Here is an 18,243-nt window from a genome sequence, read left to right on the forward strand (position 1 = left end):
GGTCAGCCGACCGTCGGGCGGTTGAGGAACAGGGCGAAGACCGGCGGCCGCAGCGAGAGCAGCTCCAGCCGCCCGCCGTCCGCCTCCGCGAGGTCGCGGGCCACCGCCAGGCCGATGCCGGTGGAGTTGCGCCCGCTGACCGTCCGTTCGAAGACCCGGTTGCCCAGCTCGGCCGGCACCCCGGGGCCCTCGTCCTGCACCTCGACCACCACCGAGCTGCTGGACGGCCGCACCCGCAGCGTGACCGTGCCGGCGCCGTGCATCAGCGAGTTCTCGATCAGGGTGGCCAGCACCTGGGAGACGGTGCCCGGGGTGCCGAGCGCGATCACCCCGGCCAGGCCCTCGGTCACCAGCCGCCGCCCGGCGCCGCGCATGGTGGCCGCCCACTCCTCGCGCTGCTGGCGGATCACCTCGTCCAGTTCGAACCCGCCGGCCGACGGCCCGTGCGTGTCGCGCTGGTTGGTGAGCAGCCGCTGGACCACGTCGGTGAGCCGCTCGACCTGCTGCAGCGCGATGCTGGCCTCCTCCCGCACCGTCTCCGGCTGGTGGGACAGCGCGGTGATCTCCTCCAGCCGCATGGACAGCGCGGTGAGCGGGGTGCGCAGCTGGTGCGAGGCGTCGGCGGCCAGCCGGCGCTCGGCGGTGAGCATCCGGCCGATCCGCTCGGCGCTGGCGTCCAGCACCTCGGCCACCCGGTCCAGCTCGGCCACCCCGTAGCGCCGGTCGCGCGGGCGCGGATCGCCGGAGCCGAGCCGCTCGGCGGTCTCCACCAGGTCGGTGAGCGGACGGGCCAGCCGGCGCGCCTGCCAGACCGCGAGCGCCACCGCGGCCTGCACGGCCAGCAGCGCCACCAGGCCGAGCAGCAGCAGCATGTGGCCGATCTCCCGGTCGACCTCGGAGCGGGACTGCTCCACGGTCACCGTCTCGCCGCTGGCCCCGGACTCGGTGGCCCGGACCGGGTCGCCGCCCGCGGGCTTGCTCCCGATGGTGATCAGTGGCTGGTCCGGCACCTGGATCTCGGCGTAGTAGCCGTCGACGACCTGGCTGCCGATCCGCTCCCCGGTCACCGGCTCGTGGGCGGCCAGCCTGGTCTCCACCAGGCCGAGCAGCCGCACGGCGGCGGCGTCCGCCCGCTCGTTGGCGGTGTCGATGATGCTCTGTTTCTCCACCAGTGCGAGCGGCACGCAGAACACCGCGACCACCACCAGGACCACACCCAGCAGCGAGTTGATCATCCTGCGTTTCACGCGATGGTGCTCCGGACCTAGTTCTTCTCGAAGCGGAAGCCCACGCCGCGCACGGTGGCGATGTAGCGCGGGTTGGTCGCGTCGTCACCGAGCTTCTTGCGCAGCCAGGAGATGTGCATGTCCAGCGTCTTGGTCGAGGTCCACCAGGTGGTGTCCCAGACCTGGCGCATGATGTCCTCGCGGGTGACCACCCGGCCCGCGTCCCGCACCAGCACCCGGAGCAGCTCGAACTCCTTCGCCGAGAGGGTCAGTTCCTCCTCGCCGACCCAGGCGCGGTGCGACTCGATGTCGATCCGCACGCCGTGCGCGCCGGTGGACAGCGAGTCCACGTTGCCGCGCCGCAGCAGCGCCCGGACCCGGGCGAGCAGTTCGGCCAGCCGGAACGGCTTGGTGACGTAGTCGTCGGCGCCGGCGTCCAGGCCGACCACGGTGTCCACCTCGTCGGCGCGGGCGGTGAGCACCAGCACCGGGCAGCTCTTGCCGTCGGCGCGCAGCCGGCGGCAGACCTCCAGGCCGTCCATCTGCGGCAGGCCCAGATCGAGGACGACCAGGTCGACCTCCTCCTCCAGGCCGGCTTCGAGCGCCGACGGGCCGTCCTCACGGACGAGCACCTCGTAGCCCTCGCGGCGCAGGGCACGGGCCAGCGGTTCCGAGATAGCCGGGTCGTCCTCGGCGAGCAGCACACAGGTCATGGTGCGAATCGTAGTCCGCCCGGGACTCGGCGATCAGTCCCGTCGGGCGCGGCGGTGGCGCACGACCGCTTGCGGGGTTGTGAACTAGTTCACAGTGGGTAGTCGGCGCGCCGGACCGGGTAACTGCCGTACCTACGCTCCCACGCCTGGAGCCACCGCAGAATCTCCACTTCGACCATGGCTTCGAAGGAACGAATCCTGCCTTACCATCGATTCTCACATCCAGGGCGAACGAGCCTTCGAAGGCCCGTTATTGAATTGAATGCTTTTGTCCGCCCATGTCGTGGAATTTCGCGACGTACAGTGGTCCGGTCCCCATGTCGTGCACTGCGGTCCGCCCCTGTTCGAGCAGCGAGCAGGGGCGCCGCGGCACTCGGACCCGTTCGCCTCACCCCCACGGCGCGGCGGTGTCCCAGACAGTCAGGCAAGGAACAACGACTCATGGCGTCACCCACCACCCTGGACGCCGGCCTCAAGCCGGTCACTCCTTCCGGCGGCAAGACCTTCTTCGGGCACCCCCGCGGACTCGCCACCCTCTTCATGACCGAGACCTGGGAGCGGTTCAGCTTCTACGGGATGCGGGCCCTGCTGGTCCTCTACATGACGGCCTCCACGGCCCATGGCGGACTCGGCATGAAGGTGGCCCTGGCCACCGCGATCTACAGCGTCTACAACGCCATGGTCTACCTGCTCGCCCTGCCCGGCGGCTGGATCGCGGACCGCTTCCTCGGCGCCCGCAAGACCGTCGCGGTCGGCGGCGCGATCATCATGATCGGCCACTTCCTGCTGGCCGTGCCCTTCGAGGGCTCCTTCTTCGTCGGCCTGGTCTTCATCGCGGTGGGCTCCGGCCTGCTGAAGGCCAACATCTCGACGATGGTCGGCCACCTGTACGACGGCCCGAACGACCCGCGTCGCGATGGTGGCTTCACCATCTTCTACATGGGCATCAACCTCGGCGCCTTCGCGGCTCCGCTGGTGATCGGCACCGTCGGCCAGAGCGTCGACTGGCACCTCGGCTTCGCGCTGGCCGGTATCGGCATGGCGCTGGGTCTGGGCCAGTACCTGCTGGGCTCGCGTCACCTCAGCCCGCAGAGCAGCGTGGTGGCCTCGCCGATCTCGGACTCCGAGCGGACCGCGCTGCTGCGCAAGGCCGGCCTGTGGCTGGCGCTGGCCGTGGTCTTCTACGGCGTCGTGGTGCTCTCCGGCCACTTCACCATCAACTGGGCGGTCTGGCCGCTGTCCATCGCGGGTATCGCGATCCCGGTGGTCGTCTTCACCCGGATCAAGCGGGACAAGGACCTCAGCCCCACCGACCACTCCAAGATCCGCGGCTACATCTGGTTCTTCGTGGTCGCCGCCGTGTTCTGGATGATCTACGACCAGTCCGGCTCCACGCTGAGCGTCTTCGCCGACCAGAACACCAAGCTGTCGATCCTCGGGGCGAGCTTCCCCTCCAGCTGGTTCCAGTCGCTGAACCCGCTCTACATCATGGCGCTGGCCCCGGTCTTCGCCTGGCTCTGGGTCTGGCTCTCCCGCCGGGCCAAGAACCCGAGCACCACGATGAAGTTCGCCGTCGGCCTGCTGCTGATCGGCGCCTCGTTCCTGGTGATGATGCTGGCGATGGCCGCGGCCGCCGGCGGCCACAAGGTCACCCCGCTCTGGCTGGCGCTGGTCTACCTGGTCCAGACCGTCGGCGAGCTGGCCCTGTCCCCGGTGGGTCTGTCCGTCACCACCAAGCTGGCGCCGGCCAAGTACGCCAGCCAGATGATGGGTATCTGGTTCCTCGCCGTCACCGCCGGTGACTGCGTGGCGGCCATCATCCAGCTGGGTCTGGGCAACGCCACCGGCAGTACCTGGTACTTCGCCTCCCAGGGCGTGGCGGCGATCATCGCCGGTATCGCACTGGTGATGTACCGCAAGAACGTGATCAGGCTGATGGGCGACGTCCACTGACCTGATCGCCCGCACACACCGCAAGGGCCGGTACCCGTCACTCACGGGTACCGGCCCTTGCGGTGTTCAGGCGCGTCTCACAGCTCCCGCACCCCGGCCCGCCAGACCGCCGCGGTGAGCGGGACGCCCGGGCGGTAGGCGAGGTGGACCGGGGAGGGCGCGTCCAGCAGCAGCAGGTCGGCGCGCACGCCCGGGGCGATCCGGCCGACGTCGGTGCGGCGCAGGGCGCGCGCGCCGCCGGCGGTGGCGGCGTGCACCGCCTCGTCCGGGGTCATGCCCATCTCGCGCACGGCCACCGCGATGCAGAAGGCCATCGAGCTGGTGAAGCTGGAGCCCGGATTGCAGTCGGTGGACAGCGCCACGGTGGCGCCCGCGTCCAGCAGCCGGCGGGCGTCGGGATAGGGGGCGCGGGTGGAGAACTCCGCGCCGGGCAGCAGGGTGGCCACCGTGCCGGAGCCGGCCAGCGCCGCCACGTCCGCGTCCGTGAGGTGGGTGCAGTGGTCGGCCGAGGCGGCGCCCAGCTCGACCGCGAGCTGCACGCCGGGGCCGTAGGAGAGCTGGTTGGCGTGCACCCTGGGGGTCAGGCCGCGCTCGACGCCCGCGGTCAGGATCGCCCGGGCCTGGTCGCCGTCGAAGGCGCCGTTCTCGCAGAAGACGTCCACCCAGCGGGCGTGCGGGGCGCAGGCGTCCAGCATCTCGCCGGTGACCAGGTCGACGTAGCCCGCCGGGTCGTCGGCGTACTCCGGGGCGACCACGTGGGCCCCCAGGTAAGTGGTCTCCGGGGTGTGGTCGGCGGCGATCCGCAGCGCCCGGGCCTCGTCCTCGACGGTCAGGCCGTAGCCGGACTTGCACTCGATGGTCGTGGTGCCCTGGCGCAGCGCCTCGCGCACGAAGCGGGCCAGGTTGGCGTCCAGCTCGGCGTCCGAGGCGGCCCGGGTGGCGGCCACCGTGGTGCGGATGCCGCCCGCGGTGTAGGCCTGGCCGGACATCCGGGCGTTGAACTCGGCGGTCCGGTCACCTGCGAAGACCAGGTGGGCGTGCGAGTCGACGAAGCCGGGCAGCAGGGCCCGCCCGGCCGCGTCCACCTGCTGGTCGGCCGCGGGGGCGTCGGCGGTCCGTCCGGTCCAGGTGACCACCGAGCCGTCGATCACCACGGCGGCCTGCTCGATCAGGCCGAGCAGACCGGGGTGTGACGGGTCGTTGGTGACCAGGGTGCCGATGTTGCTGATCAGGGTGCTGGTCATGAGCCTTTCCGGGGTTCAGGCTTTTCGGCGTTCAGGGCTTTTCGGCATTCAGGCCTCGGCATTCAGGCCTCGGCGTTCAGGGCAGCAGCGCGGTGATCGCGCGGTGCAGCGCGCCGGGGACGTCGGCGATGCTCTGGTGCACGCCGTCGGTGACGACCCGCCGGCCGCCGACCACCACGTGCCGCACGTCCGCCGCCGAGGCGGCGAAGACGGCGGTCTCGGCCCCCAGGTGCGCACCGGGGCCCGCGGTGCGCACCGAGTCCAGCGCCAGCACGGTGAAGTCGGCCAGCGCCCCCACCTCGATCCGGCCGGCCTCCGGCCAGCCGAGCGAGGCGTGCCCGTCCTCGGTGCCCGCCCGCAGCAGCGCGCCCGCCGTCCAGTGGCCGCGGGTGCGGGTGCGCAGCCGCTCGTTGAGCTCCAGCGCGCGGGCCTCCTCGAACGGGTCGATCACCGCGTGGCTGTCGCTGCCCAGGGTCACCGGGCAGCCTCCGCTGGCCAGTTGGCGGGCCGGGCCGATGCCGTCGGCCAGGTCCCGCTCGGTGGTCGGGCACATGCAGATCACCGTGGAGGAGTCGGTGAGCAGCTTGACGTCCTCCTCGGTCAGGTGGGTGGCGTGCACCGCGCTGGTCCGGGGTCCGAGCACGCCGTGGTCGGCGAGCAGCCGGGTGGGGGTGACGCCGTGCGCGGTCAGGCAGGCGTCGTTCTCCGCGGTCTGCTCGGAGAGGTGGACGTGCAGCGGCGCCTTGCGCATCGCCGACCAGTGCGCGATCGTGCTCAGCTGCTCGGCCGGGACGGCGCGCACCGAGTGGATCGCGGCGCCGATCCGGGCGTGCTCGCGTGGCTTCAGTGCCTCGGCGCGCTCCGCCCAGGTGAGCGCGTCGCCGTCGCCGAAGCGCAGCTGGGGCTTGGTCAGCTCGGCGCCGAAGCCGGAGGAGAGGTAGCAGGTGTCGAGCAGCGTGATCCGGATGCCGGCCCGCGCGGCGGCCTCGATGAGCGCCTCCCCCATCGCGTTCGGGTCGGCGTAGCGGGCGCCGCCCGGCGCGTGGTGCAGGTAGTGGAACTCGCCGACCGCCGTGATCCCGGCCAGCGCCATCTCGGCGTAGACGGCGGTGGCCAGCTCCAGGTAGCTGTCCGGGTCGAGTGCGCCGGCGAACCGGTACATGGTGTCGCGCCAGGTCCAGAAGGTGCCGGAGCCGACCTGCACCCGGCCGCGCAGCGCGCGGTGGAAGGCGTGCGAGTGGGCGTTGGCCTGCCCGGGCACCAGCAGCCCGGCCAGCCGGACGGCCTGCGGCGGGCAGGGGCCGCTGTCCGGGGTGACCTTGGTGATCCGCCCGTTCGCGGCCACCTCGATCAGCACGGACCGCTCCACCACCGGGCCGTTCACGTGCGGCAGCCAGGCCTGTTCGGCCCAGTACCGCTGCGCCACCGCCGGCGCTGCCGCCGGTTCTTGCGTCACTGACATGCCAGGTCCTCCAGGACGTCCGCGAGTGCCGCCACTCCCGCCAGGCAGTCGGGCACCTCGGCGTGCTCGGCCGGGGAGTGCGAGACGCCGCTCGGGTTCCGTACGAACAGCATGGCGGTCGGCACCGCCGATGCCAGGATCCCCGCGTCGTGTCCCGCGCCGGTGGGCAGCACCGGGACGCCGCCGAGTGCGCCGACCAGCCGGTCGCGCAGCGGGACGTCGAAGTCCACCACCGGGGTGTACGACTCGCGCACCAGCTCGACCTTGACGCCGTCGCGCTCGCCGCGCTCGGCGGCCGCCTGCGCGATCGCCACCACCAGCTCGTCGAGGGTGGCCTCGTCGGCCGCCCGGGAGTCCAGCCAGCCGCGGACCAGCGAGGCGATCGCGTTGGTCCCGTTCGGCTCCACGGCGATCTTGCCGAAGGTGGCCAGCGCACCGGCCTGCCGGGCCTTCTTGCGGGCGGCCAGCACCGTGGTGGCGTAGGTGAGCATCGGGTCGTGCCGGTCGTCCAGGCGGGTGGTGCCCGCGTGGTTGGCCTCACCGTGGAAGTCGAAGCGCCAGCGGCCGTGCGGCCAGATCGCCCCGGCCACCCCGACCGGCTGATCCTCCGCCAGGTACCGGCCCTGCTCGACGTGCAGCTCCACGAAGGCACCGATCCGGGCCAGCCGCTCGGTGTCGGCGCCGATCGCGCTCGGGTCCTGCCCGGCCCGCTCCATCGCGTCGGGCAGCCGCGTGCCGCTCGCGTCGCGCAGCTCGCAGGCCTGCTCCGGGGTCAGCAGCCCGGCACTGAGCCGGGACCCCACGCAGGCCACGCCGAACCGGGCGCCCTCCTCGTCACCGAAGTTGACGATCGCCAGCGGCTTGCCGAACTCGGCCTTTCGGTCCCGCAGTTCGTCCAGCGCGGCGAAGGAGGAGACCACCCCGAGCGGGCCGTCGAAGGCACCGCCGTCCGGCACCGAGTCCAGGTGCGAGCCGGTGACGATCGCCCCCTCGCCCTGCGGATCGCCCAGCCAGGCCCACTGGTTGCCGTTGCGGTCCAGCTCATAGGTCAGGCCGCGGGAGCGGGCCTGCTCCTCGAACCAGGCCCGGCACTCGGCGTCGGCGGCGTTCCAGGCGTGCCGGCGGTAGCCGCCGGAGGCGGCGGAGCGGCCCACCGGGAGCAGCTCCGCCCACATCTCCTGGAAACCGAGGGTCACAGCTCACCCATCGGGATGCGCACCCCGCGCTCGTTCGCGACCTCGTCGGCGCGGTCGTAACCGGCGTCCACGTGCCGGATCACGCCCATGCCCGGGTCGTTGGTGAGCACCCGGCGGATCTTCTCGCCGGCCAGCTCGGTGCCGTCGGCGACCGTCACCTGGCCGGCGTGGATCGAGCGGCCGATGCCGACGCCGCCGCCGTGGTGGATGGAGACCCAGGAGGCGCCCGAAGCCACGTTGACCATGGCGTTGAGCAGCGGCCAGTCGGCGATCGCGTCGGAGCCGTCCAGCATCGCCTCGGTCTCGCGGTAGGGCGAGGCCACCGAGCCGCAGTCCAGGTGGTCGCGGCCGATCACGATCGGGGCGGACAGCTCGCCGGACGCGACCATGTCGTTGAACCGCTCGCCGGCCTTGTCGCGCTCGCCGTAGCCGAGCCAGCAGATCCGCGCCGGCAGGCCCTGGAAGTGCACCTTCTCCTGGGCCATCTTGATCCAGCGGTGCAGCGACTCGTTCTCCGGGAACAGGTCGAGCACGGCCCGGTCGGTCTTGGCGATGTCCTGCGGGTCGCCGGAGAGGGCGGCCCAGCGGAACGGGCCCTTGCCCTCGCAGAAGAGCGGGCGGATGTAGGCCGGCACGAAGCCGGGGAACTCGAACGCCCGCTTGTAGCCGGCCAGCTGGGCCTCGCCGCGGATCGAGTTGCCGTAGTCGAAGACCTCGGCGCCCTTGTCCTGGAAGCCGACCATGGCCTCCACGTGCTTGGCCATCGATTCGCGCGAGCGCGTGGTGAACTCGGCGGGCTCGCGCGCCGCGTAGTCGGCCATGTCGTCGAAGGCGACGCCGATCGGCAGGTAGCTCAGCGGGTCGTGCGCGCTGGTCTGGTCGGTGACGATGTCGATCGGCGCGTCCATCGCGAGCAGCTGCGGGAACAGCTCGGCGGCGTTGCCCAGCAGGCCGATCGAGAGCGGCTGCCTCTTGTCGCGGGCGGCGGTGGCCAGCTCCAGCGCGTGGCTGAGGTTCTTGGCCTCGACGTCCAGGTAACGGTGCTCGATCCGGCGCGCGATCCGGGAGGGGTCGCAGTCGATACAGATCGCCACGCCGTCGTTCATGGTGACGGCCAGCGGCTGGGCACCGCCCATGCCGCCCAGGCCCGCGGTCAGCGTGATGGTGCCGGCCAGCGTGCCGTTGAACTTCTTGGCCGCGACGGCGCCGAAGGTCTCGTAGGTGCCCTGCAGGATGCCCTGGGTGCCGATGTAGATCCAGGAGCCCGCGGTCATCTGGCCGTACATGGTGAGCCCCAGGCTCTCCAGCCGGCGGAACTCCTCCCAGTTGGCCCAGTCGCCGACCAGGTTGGAGTTGGCGATCAGCACCCGCGGTGCCCACTCGTGGGTCTGCATCACGCCGACCGGGCGGCCGGACTGGACCAGCATGGTCTCGTCCTGCTTGAGCGTCTGCAGCGTGCGGACCATCGCGTCGTAGGAGCGCCAGTCACGCGCGGCCTTGCCGGTGCCGCCGTAGACGACCAGCTTGGAGGGGTGCTCGGCCACCTCGGGGTCGAGGTTGTTCATCAGCATCCGCAGGGCGGCCTCCTGCTGCCACCCCTGGGTGCTGAGCTTCGTCCCACGCGCCGCACGCACCTCGCGCGGGCCACTCGTCTGCTGCTCCGCCATGCTGCCGGTCTCCTTGCGGATGGATTCATTCAGGATCTAGCACACTGAATATATCCAATCATTCAAGCCACGACCAGACCCCGCACACATCTGATCAGCCCCGAACCTCCCAACCGCCGGGCGCTACTCTGGAGCCGGCGAACACCAGCCACTCGGCCCATCCCCTCAATGGCGGAGGACACCGTGACGCCAGCGATCGGCATGCGTCCCGGCCGGCTTCGCGAGGCGGCTGAGCAGATCGAGGAGAGCACCGGCCTCCGGGTACAGATCATCGGAGGGGTCCTGATCATGTCCCCGCCGTCACGAGGCAAACACGCGGGCACGGTCCGCCTGCTGCGCGACCGGCTCGACGCGCTGCTGCCCTCCGGCCTGGGCGCTTACCAGATGTCCTCCGTTGGCATGCCCGACGACGAGGCCGACTACGCCACCCCGGACCTGCTCGTTCTCCCGATCGACTGGGGCGACGACGATGGCTGGCTCGCCGATCCGCACGATGTGGCGTTCTCGGTCGAAGTCGTCCCAGGCCCCGAGCGAGCCCGAGGCATCGCGGACAAGACCCGCTGGTACGCCCTCGCCGGTGTCGTCCTCCTGCTCGCCGTCGACCCGCGCAACGGCACGTGGACGCTCCACAGTCACCCCCGCGACGGCGTCTACCAGGGCGTGCTGCACGGCACTTACGGCGAGTCCGTCCCGCTGACCGGGCCGCTGACCGGCGAGCTGAGCACCACCGCCCTCCCCCGCTACGGGAGTTGACGCTCCGTCACGCCGCCGCGTCGTCGCCCCAGTCGATGCCGATCTCGGCCAGCCACTGGCGGTCGCGTTCGGCCGTCTCGGGGGATTCGGCCGGCGCTTCGAGGGGGAGCATGGGCAGCGACAGCGGGCGGGGGATCTCCTGGATCGGGCCCAGGCCGTAGCGTTCGGCGGTGGAGCCGCCGGGCGGGGCGGGGTCGGTCAGGCCGATGTGGACGGCGGACTCGTCGCCCGGCTCCAGCACCCGCAGCCCGGGCCCGGGCGGGCCGAGCGCCACCCGGCGGCCGCAGCTGGGACAGGCCCACTCCTCGGCCCCCGAAGCGAGTCTGCCGACCGGTCTCATCTCGTGGATCACGCGCATGGCGGACACCCCCGTTCGTCCCGCCTATGGGATGCCCGGTCCAGGGGTTACTACTCCCGTGCGGGCTCGATCCGCCGACGCTATTCCAGGAACAGTCCCCGGGCCGCCGCCGACTGTTCGATCGACTCCAATCGGGCCTCGGCGCCCGGTAGTTCGTCGCACATGCTCTGCAGTAGCACCCGCCCCAGCACCATCGGCGCGCACGCGGTGTCGAAGACCAGCCCGGTGCCGACCTCGGCGGGCAGCAGCAGGTCGGAGAGCGCCGCCACCGGCGCGAACGCGCTGTCGGCGACGGTCAGTACGGTCAGCCCGCAGCTCCGCGCCACGGTGAGCGCGTCCATCAGCTCGCGCGGGTAGCGCGGCAGTGCGAAGCACAGGAGCGCCGAGGCGCCGGCCGCCGCGGCCTGCTCGATCCGGTCGGCAAGCATGCTGCCGCCCTCGTCCAGCAGGCGGATGTCCGGGTGCACCTTGGCGGCGAAGTAGGCGAAGCCGCGCGCCTGGGCGGAGGCCGCCCGCAGGCCGAGCACCGGCAGCGGGCGGGAGGCGGCCAGCAGCCGGGCGGCGCGGACGATCGGCTCGGGGTCGGCCAGCAGCTCCGCGAGGTGGCGCAGGTGAGCGATCTCGGCGAGCACCGCCTGCTGGTGCTCGTTGCGCACCACCTCGGCCGGGGTCTCGGGCGCGGCCGTCTCGCCCACGCCGAGGTCACGCAGCCGCTTGCGCAGCGCCGGGTAGCCGTCGTAGCCGAGCGCGACCGCGAACCGGGTGACCGAGGGCTGGCTGACCCCGGCCAGCTCGGCCACCTCGACGCTGGACAGGAACGGCGCCTCGGCGGCGTGCCGCACCAGGGCGTGCGCGATCCGGCGCTGCGTGGGGGTGAGCCGGTGACCGTCGAAGAGGTCCAGCAGCCGGGCGGACGGCGGGGGGGACGACTCGGCGTTGGTCCTCATGGTGCGTCCCTTTCGGCTGGCTACGGCAGGTGCGGCGGTCGACGTACTGTGCAGCAGGTGCGGCGCCAGGGCAATGGTGTCTCGTTGGCCGGGACTCCCGCTCTCAGGGTCACCCTGATTTCCCCCTGAGAGGCCCCCGCCCGGCTGGACCCGGGGTGGCCACGGCGCGCAGGCTGGTCCCCATGGATCCTCGCCACGACAGTCGCCCCTCGGAGTTCCGGGCCGATCTGGACGCCGCTCTGCAGACCCGCAAGGAGCTGGGCCCCGACTACGAGTCGGCGCTCATCGACTCGTTCCTCTCCCGGGTCGACGCGCGGCTGGACGCCCGGGTCGAGCAGCGGGTGGCCGAGCGGCTGGCCGACCTGGGCCCGGTCCCCCGGGCGGAGCAGCGCTTCGAGCGCCGCGAGGGCCGGCGCGGCTGGAGCGGTGGCAGCGGCACCAAGCTGTCGGTCATGTCGCTGATCTTCGCGATCCCGCTGACCGGGATCGGCTCCGCCGCGGGCCTGCCCGGCATGCTCGCCACCTGGGCCGGCATCGTGGGCGTCAACTTCGCCGCGGCGTTCGCCAGCCGGCACGAGCAGGAGCGCGAGGAGCGACGGCGCCCGAACGCCACCCGCGGTGAGTGGGCCTGAGGCCCACTCACCGCGTCCGCCGGCTCAGGCCAGCGGCCCGGTGACCTGCTCGACGGCCTTGACCAGCGCGCCGGAGGCGACCAGCGCCTCGGCCGCGGCCAGGTCGGGCGCCAGGAACCGGTCCCGGCCCGCGCCACCGACGCCGGCCGCGCGGGCGGCGGCGAGCGCGGCCGCCGTGGCCGGTGCCGGCGCGACGTTGCCGTCGGCGGTGCGGATCTCCAGCGCGCGACCGGCGGCGGTCAGCTCGACGGCCAGGATCCGGCCGAGGTTGTCCACGGCCTGACGCAGCTTGCGGGCGGCCGACCAGCCCATCGAGACGTGGTCCTCCTGCATGGCCGAGGAGGGGATCGAGTCCACCGAGGCGGGGACGGCCAGCCGCTTGTTCTCGCTGACCAGCGCGGCCTGGGTGTACTGAGCGATCATCAGACCGGAGTCCACGCCCGGGTCGTCGGCCAGGAAGGCCGGCAGGCCGTGCGAGCGGCTCTTGTCGAGCAGCCGGTCGGTGCGGCGCTCGGCGATCGAGCCCAGGTCGGCGGCGGCGATGGCCAGGAAGTCCAGCACGTAGGCGACCGGGGCGCCGTGGAAGTTGCCGTTGGACTCCACCCGGCCGTCCGGCAGCACCACCGGGTTGTCGACCGAGGCGGCCAGCTCGCGCTCGGCGACGGTACGGGCGTGCGCCAGGGTGTCGCGGCCCGCGCCGGCCACCTGCGGGGCGCAGCGGATCGAGTAGGCGTCCTGGACCCGCGGCGCGTCGTCCTGGTGGTGGCCGGTCAGGCCGGAGCCCTGGAGCACGGCGAGCATGTTGGCGGCGCTCAGCGCCTGGCCCGGGTGCGGGCGGATCGGGCCGTGCAGCTCGGGGGCCAGCACCTTCTCGGTGCCGAGCAGCGCCTCCAGGCTCATCGCGGCGGTGATGTCGGCGGTGGTGAAGAGCCGGGAGAGGTCGGCGATCGCCATCACCAGCATGCCGAGCATGCCGTCGGTGCCGTTGATGAGGGCCAGGCCCTCCTTCTCCAGCAGCTCGACCGGGGTGATGCCGGCGGCGGCGAGCAGCTCGCCGGCCGGGTGCTCGGCGCCGTCCGGGCCGTAGGCCAGGCCCTCGCCCATCAGCACCAGCGCGCAGTGCGAGAGCGGGGCGAGGTCACCGGAACAGCCGAGCGAGCCGTACTCGCGCACCACGGGGGTGATGCCGGCGTTGAGGATCGCGGCCATCGTCTCGGCGACCAGCGGGCGCACGCCGGTGCGGCCGGAGGCCAGGGTCTTCATCCGCAAGAACATCAGTGCGCGGGTGACCTCGCGCTCGACGACCGGGCCCATGCCGGCCGCGTGCGAGCGGACCAGCGAACGCTGCAGCTGGGCGCGGAGCTCGGGGCTGATGTGGCGCACGGCGAGCGCGCCGAAACCGGTGGAGACGCCGTAGACCGGGCGCGGCTCGGCGGCCAGCGCGTCGATCCGGGCCCGGGAGACGGCCATCTCGGCCAGCGCGTCGGGGCCGATCTCGACCCGGGCGTTGCCGCGTGCCACGGCAAGCACGTCCTCGGCGGTGACGTCGGCCTTGCCGACCTGAACAAGCGGCGCGTCGGCGGCCGGAGCACTGTGCATATCCATATGCACTATCAGATCAGCTGAATGAAGATATGACAACCGTTGTACGCCCGAAAGCCCGCATGCCTCATGCTGGAGGGTGACAGCCGGCGGGCGAACCCCGGGGTCGGGTCGGCGGGGCATCTCCCGCGGGGCAGGGCGGGCAGGAGAGGCGGGGCCGGATGACACGGGCGACGGCACGACGGCGCGTGGTGCGACTGCGCGGGACCGAGCGCACACCCCGTCCCGACGCGCTGGCGGCGGAGGAGCCGCTGGAGATCCGGGTCGGCGGCCAGGCGCTGACCATCACCATGCGCACCCCGGGCCACGACTTCGACCTGGTGGCCGGCTTCCTGGTCGGCGAGGGACTGCTGCACCGCCGCGACCAACTGCCCGCCCTGCGCTACTGCGCGGGGACCGACGAGGCGGGGGCCAATACCTATAACGTCGTGGACGCGACCGTGCGCGAGCCGGACGCACCGCCGCTCTCCGCCCAGCGGAACCTGCTGACCACCAGCGCCTGCGGCCTGTGCGGGCGCGACACGGTGGAGGCGGTGCGCACCCAGGTGCGCTTCAAGCCCGGCGACGACCCGCTGACCGTGCGCCCCGAACTGCTCTACGGGCTGCCCGACACCCTGCGCGCCGCCCAGCGCGCCTTCGACTCCACCGGCGGTCTGCACGCCGCCGGGCTCTTCACGGCGGCGGGCGAACTGCTCTGCGCGCGCGAGGACGTGGGGCGGCACAACGCGGTCGACAAGGTGATCGGCTGGGCGCTGCGCGAGGACCGGCTGCCGCTCACCGGCCACCTGCTGCTGGTCAGCGGCCGGGCCTCGTTCGAGCTCACCCAGAAGGCGGCGCTGGCCGGACTGCCGCTGCTCGCGGCCGTCTCGGCGCCGTCCTCGCTGGCGGCCGACCTGGCCGAGGAGCTGGGACTCACCCTGATCGGGTTCCTGCGCGGCGAGGGCGCGAACATCTACACCCGGGCGGACCGGGTACTCACCGACTGAACACAGCTCACCCACCGACGCTGTCCACCACCTGACGCAGCCCGACGGGGGAACGCTCCGTCAGCCGGGCGGCGGCGAGGCCGGCCCCGCCAGCGCCACCGCGACCAGCGCGCGCAGCGCCGGGGCGATCTGGCCCAGCGGCAGGGTGGCGTCGTCGGCGAAGAGCTCGACCAGCCAGCCGCCGGCCGGGTTGCCGCCGCCGGCCGCCACCATGCCCCGGTAGCCGCCGACCACCAGCACCGCCTCCTCGGCCGGGTCGTTGCCCGCCGCGCCGGTGCGCAGCGCGAAGCTGCCGCCGCGCACCGCGCGGGCGGTGAGCGGGTAGTGCACCAGGTCGAAGACCGCGTCCGGGGCCTCCACCCGGGCCCGCAGGTCCGCCGCCCGGCGGGCGGCGCCCGGGGTCAGCGCTCCCATGGCGCGCGGGCTCGGGCCGCTGGTCAGCCGGTAGACCGCGTGCCGGGTGGTGTGCATCAGCCGGGAGCCGGGCGGCACGTAGGAGATCCACCAGGCCACCGCGTCCAGCAGCCGGGCCGCCGCCTCGGCGACGGTGGCCAACCGCCCCAGCGTGTCGGCCGGGTGGTGCGCGCGCGGCCCGCCCTCCTGGTCGAGGGCGGCCAGCACCACGCTGATCAGCTGCCCGGGGTCGGCGCTGTGCGCGGCGCCGCGGAAGCGGCGGCGGTCGCCGTGCGGGCCGCGCCCACCGCCGGTCCGCCCGCGGGCGTCGGAGCTGCGGTGGTGCGGATCGGCGGCGTCGGCCAGCAGCACCGTGGGGTCGGGGGCCAGGCCGGGGCCGTGGCTGCGGCCGGCCACCACCGGGCGCGCGGCCCGGGCCGCCTTGGCCCGGTACTGGGCGGCGTCGGCCAGCCTGAAGAGCCGGTCCGAGGTGGAGACCGGGCCGATCGAGTCGCCGGTGGAGGCGATCCCGCAGGCCACCCCCTCGCCGTCGGCCAGTTGCAGTGCCCTGGTGCACAGCTCCTCGGCCACCGCGACCACCTCGTCCGCCTTCTGGCCCTCCACCAGCAGGCAGAACTCGTCCCCGCCGAGCCGGGCGGCCAGCGAGCCCGGCAGCTTGGCACCGGCCAGCGACAGCTGCCCGGCAAAACGTTCCAGCAGCCGGTCGCCGACCTCGTGGCCGTGCTGGTCGTTGATCCGCTTGAGACCGTTGACGTCGCAGACCATCAGGGTGACCACGGTGTTGTCGCGGTTGTGGTTGTCCAGCGCGCTCTCCAGCCGGGCGTCCACCGCGCGCCGGTTGGCCAGTCCGGTCAGCGGGTCGGTGAAGGCCAGCCGGCGCAGGTCGGCGAGCCGCTCGGTCTGCGCCAGGCCCGCCGAGATCTGTGCGGCCAGCAGGGTGGCGTACTGGGCGTCCGCCTCGGTGAAGACCGCCGTCCCCAGGCCGCGGGCCAGGTAGAGCTCGCCCCAGACCTGGCCGTGCAGCACGATCGGGGCGACCAGGCAGCAGGACCGCCCGCGCCGGCGCAGTCCGGCCGCGCGCTGCTGGCAGAAAGCGCCGGCCTCCGGATGCGCGCCGGCCCCGTACCCGGCGGGCCCGGTGGGGGTCGGCTCCTCCGCCGTCTGCACCCAGGCCCTGGGCAGCCGGCCGGCGCCGCCGCGCTCCTCCAGGAAGCTGACGATTTCCGGGTAGTCGGCCACCGGGTAGGACTCGTCCTCCGGGATCTCCTCCTCGCCCGCGGCCAGCTCGCCGTGGTTGACCAGCACCCGCAGCCGGCCCGACTCGCGGTCCCAGACCGAGACGGCGGCCATGGTGGCGCCGAGCGCGGTGGTGGCCCGGGCGGCGGCGGCCCGCACCGCCTCCAGCGCGCTCTGCGCACCGGCCATGTCCTGGGCGAGCTCGACCACGGCCTGCAGCCGCCGGTCCAGACCGGGGGTCTGGAGGTCGGGGGCCGCAAGGCCGGCGACTGCCGCCCGCTCGGGCTCGGTGCCGAGCCCGCCGGTGTCTCCGAGCTCCGCCATCACCTGCGCACCGCCCACGTTCACCCCTGCCGCTTCGGTCCGGTACTCCCGCGTTCGGGACCAGACTAGGGGCGATTGCCGAGGTTATGCCCGGTTTGCCAGAAAAGGCGGAAATCTCCGCATCGGGCACACGCGGCGGCCCGAAAACGGGTATAGGCGCGGGCCGGCGCTTGTCCGGACAAGCCCTAGCGGACCGGCCGGGTCCGCCGGGTGAGCAGCCACGGCTCGACCAGTCCGAGCCCGCGCACCGGCCGCCGCCACATCGCCTGCAGCTGGAACCGCGGCGCGGCCCCCTGGCCCGCCCCGCGCCCCAGCGAGGCCAGCGGGGCCCCGGAGTGCGCGGCGAGCGCGTCCGCCAGCTGCGCCTGGGCGCTGCCCGTCCCGTCCGCGGCACCGCGCAGCGCCGCCCCCGCCTGCTCCAGCGCGGTGGCGAACTCACCGTCGAGCAGCACCGCGTCGCGCTGCGCGATCGAGGTGAGCCGGCTGGCCAGGTTGACCGTGGTGCCGAAGACGTCGCCCATCCGCGAGGTGACCGTGCCGAAGGCCATCCCGACCCGCAGCGCGGGCATGTTCTCCTCGCCGGTCAGCGTCTCCACCAGGCTCAGCGCGATCTCGGCCGCGGTCACCGGGTCCTCGGAGACGAAGAGGATCTCGTCGCCCAGGGTCTTGATCAGCCGCCCGCCCTGACCGGCGATCAGGTCGGCGCAGGTGGACTCGAAGGTCTCCACCAGCGAGCCCAGCTCCTCCTCCTCCAGCCGCCGGGAGAGCCGGGTGAAGCCGACCAGGTCGGCGAAGCCCACTGCGAGCCGGCCGCTGGTCATCTCGGTGTCCTCGGCGGCCTGCACCACCCGCCCGGTGACGGCGGCCAGTTGCCGCCGCCAGACGTAGATCAGGAACTGCTCCAGCTCCGGCAGCAGCAGCTCGACCAGCGGGTACGCCACCTCGGCCCGGGTCAGCCCGGGCTCGGCGGCCTGGGTCAGGTTCTCCAGGAAGGTGTCCATCTGCCAGCCCGCCAGCCGGGCGGTGGTCTGGCCGGTGGACCGGGCCACCTGGATCGCCATCGCCTCGTTGATCAGGCCGGACTCCACCAGGCCCGCCAGCCGGCGCAGCGCGATCACGTCGCCGTCGTTGAGCGCCCGCTGCTGGCCGATGTCGGGGAACCCCATGGCCCGCCAGAACCGGGTGGCCAGCTCCATCGGCACCTCGGCGGTGCGGGCCGCCTGGTAGGGCGTGTAGCGGCGCGGCGCCCCCAGGATCAGCTCCTCCAGATCGAGCGCGACGGTGTGGTCGTCGGCCTCCTCGGGCCCACCGCCATCGCGTGCGCTGTCCTTCGGCGCGAGCCCGCCGTCGTCGTCTGCCACCGGTCCGTCCCCGTGCGGTCGCCGCACTTGCCGTCGAAGTGTCCTACCCAGCCCGCGGCGCCCCGCGATCCCTCGGACGTGGCGCGCCTCACACTGATGCCAGGTGGAATGGTCGCACGGAATCGCCGGATCCGGGGCATCCACAGCCGACGAACCGGCCCCTACCGGG

At 73.2% G+C, this 18,243-nt stretch carries 14 protein-coding genes and 1 pseudogene; 4 read left to right on the forward strand and 11 right to left on the reverse strand.

Features of this window, described 5'->3' with window-relative positions; all coding sequences use genetic code 11:
- Positions 1-2: 2 nt before the first annotated feature.
- Entirely contained in the window at positions 3-1,247 is a 1,245-nt protein-coding gene (locus ACFZB9_RS11585) for an ATP-binding protein (RefSeq protein WP_391446012.1), read from the reverse strand.
- 17 nt (positions 1,248-1,264) lie between these two features.
- Entirely contained in the window at positions 1,265-1,939 is a 675-nt protein-coding gene (locus ACFZB9_RS11590; RefSeq protein WP_035848478.1) for a response regulator transcription factor, read from the reverse strand.
- A 441-nt stretch (positions 1,940-2,380) separates the two neighbouring features.
- Here ACFZB9_RS11590 and ACFZB9_RS11595 point away from each other — a divergent pair, with 441 nt between their 5' ends.
- Positions 2,381-3,892, forward strand: coding sequence for a peptide MFS transporter (locus ACFZB9_RS11595; protein WP_391446014.1), 1,512 nt, complete (start codon positions 2,381-2,383; stop codon positions 3,890-3,892).
- A gap of 77 nt (positions 3,893-3,969) precedes the next feature.
- On the opposite strand, the gene hutI is transcribed toward ACFZB9_RS11595, so the two are convergent.
- From hutI to hutU, 4 genes are all read right to left on the reverse strand, one after another.
- Positions 3,970-5,136 (reverse strand): imidazolonepropionase, encoded by a 1,167-nt coding sequence (gene hutI / locus ACFZB9_RS11600; protein WP_391446016.1) that lies wholly within the window; start codon positions 5,134-5,136, stop codon positions 3,970-3,972.
- A 76-nt stretch (positions 5,137-5,212) separates the two neighbouring features.
- Entirely contained in the window at positions 5,213-6,598 is a 1,386-nt protein-coding gene (locus tag ACFZB9_RS11605; RefSeq protein ID WP_391446018.1) for a formimidoylglutamate deiminase, read from the reverse strand.
- Positions 6,589-7,773: an allantoate amidohydrolase gene (locus ACFZB9_RS11610; protein WP_391446725.1), complete on the reverse strand. Its 1,185-nt coding sequence runs from the start codon at positions 7,771-7,773 to the stop codon at positions 6,589-6,591. Before ACFZB9_RS11610 ends, ACFZB9_RS11605 begins: the two co-directional genes overlap by 10 nt.
- 17 nt (positions 7,774-7,790) lie before the next feature.
- Positions 7,791-9,461, reverse strand: a complete 1,671-nt coding sequence (hutU, locus tag ACFZB9_RS11615; RefSeq protein WP_391446020.1) for a urocanate hydratase — start codon at positions 9,459-9,461, stop codon at positions 7,791-7,793.
- 183 nt (positions 9,462-9,644) lie between these two features.
- Between hutU and ACFZB9_RS11620 the strand changes: the two genes are divergently transcribed.
- Entirely contained in the window at positions 9,645-10,214 is a 570-nt protein-coding gene (locus ACFZB9_RS11620) for a Uma2 family endonuclease (RefSeq protein ID WP_391446022.1), read from the forward strand.
- A gap of 7 nt (positions 10,215-10,221) precedes the next feature.
- Here the strand turns inward: ACFZB9_RS11620 and ACFZB9_RS11625 are convergent, their stop codons facing one another.
- Positions 10,222-10,572, reverse strand: coding sequence for a hypothetical protein (locus tag ACFZB9_RS11625; RefSeq protein ID WP_391446024.1), 351 nt, complete (start codon positions 10,570-10,572; stop codon positions 10,222-10,224).
- 80 nt (positions 10,573-10,652) lie between these two features.
- Complete coding sequence (locus ACFZB9_RS11630; RefSeq protein ID WP_391446025.1) at positions 10,653-11,519, reverse strand: MurR/RpiR family transcriptional regulator; 867 nt, start codon at positions 11,517-11,519, stop codon at positions 10,653-10,655.
- A gap of 182 nt (positions 11,520-11,701) precedes the next feature.
- On the opposite strand from ACFZB9_RS11630, the gene ACFZB9_RS11635 reads away from it, so the two are divergent.
- Positions 11,702-12,151: a hypothetical protein gene (locus ACFZB9_RS11635; RefSeq protein WP_391446027.1), complete on the forward strand. Its 450-nt coding sequence runs from the start codon at positions 11,702-11,704 to the stop codon at positions 12,149-12,151.
- Between the two features lie 24 nt (positions 12,152-12,175).
- Here ACFZB9_RS11635 and hutH read toward each other — a convergent pair whose 3' ends face one another.
- Complete coding sequence (hutH, locus tag ACFZB9_RS11640; RefSeq protein WP_391446727.1) at positions 12,176-13,750, reverse strand: histidine ammonia-lyase; 1,575 nt, start codon at positions 13,748-13,750, stop codon at positions 12,176-12,178.
- A 164-nt stretch (positions 13,751-13,914) separates the two neighbouring features.
- Here hutH and fdhD point away from each other — a divergent pair, with 164 nt between their 5' ends.
- On the forward strand, positions 13,915-14,739 hold the full coding sequence (fdhD, locus tag ACFZB9_RS11645; protein WP_391446028.1) for a formate dehydrogenase accessory sulfurtransferase FdhD: 825 nt from the start codon (positions 13,915-13,917) through the stop codon (positions 14,737-14,739).
- A 660-nt stretch (positions 14,740-15,399) separates the two neighbouring features.
- On the opposite strand, the pseudogene ACFZB9_RS11650 reads toward fdhD, so the two are convergent.
- Both ACFZB9_RS11650 and ACFZB9_RS11655 read right to left on the reverse strand, forming a co-directional pair.
- Positions 15,400-16,578: pseudogene (locus ACFZB9_RS11650) on the reverse strand (diguanylate cyclase domain-containing protein); the annotation flags it as partial.
- 320 nt (positions 16,579-16,898) lie between these two features.
- Positions 16,899-18,074, reverse strand: coding sequence for an adenylate/guanylate cyclase domain-containing protein (locus ACFZB9_RS11655; protein ID WP_391446030.1), 1,176 nt, complete (start codon positions 18,072-18,074; stop codon positions 16,899-16,901).
- Positions 18,075-18,243 lie beyond the last annotated feature (169 nt).

The sequence above is a fragment of the Kitasatospora sp. NPDC008050 genome, assembly GCF_042957465.1.
Lineage (GTDB): Bacteria > Actinomycetota > Actinomycetes > Streptomycetales > Streptomycetaceae > Kitasatospora.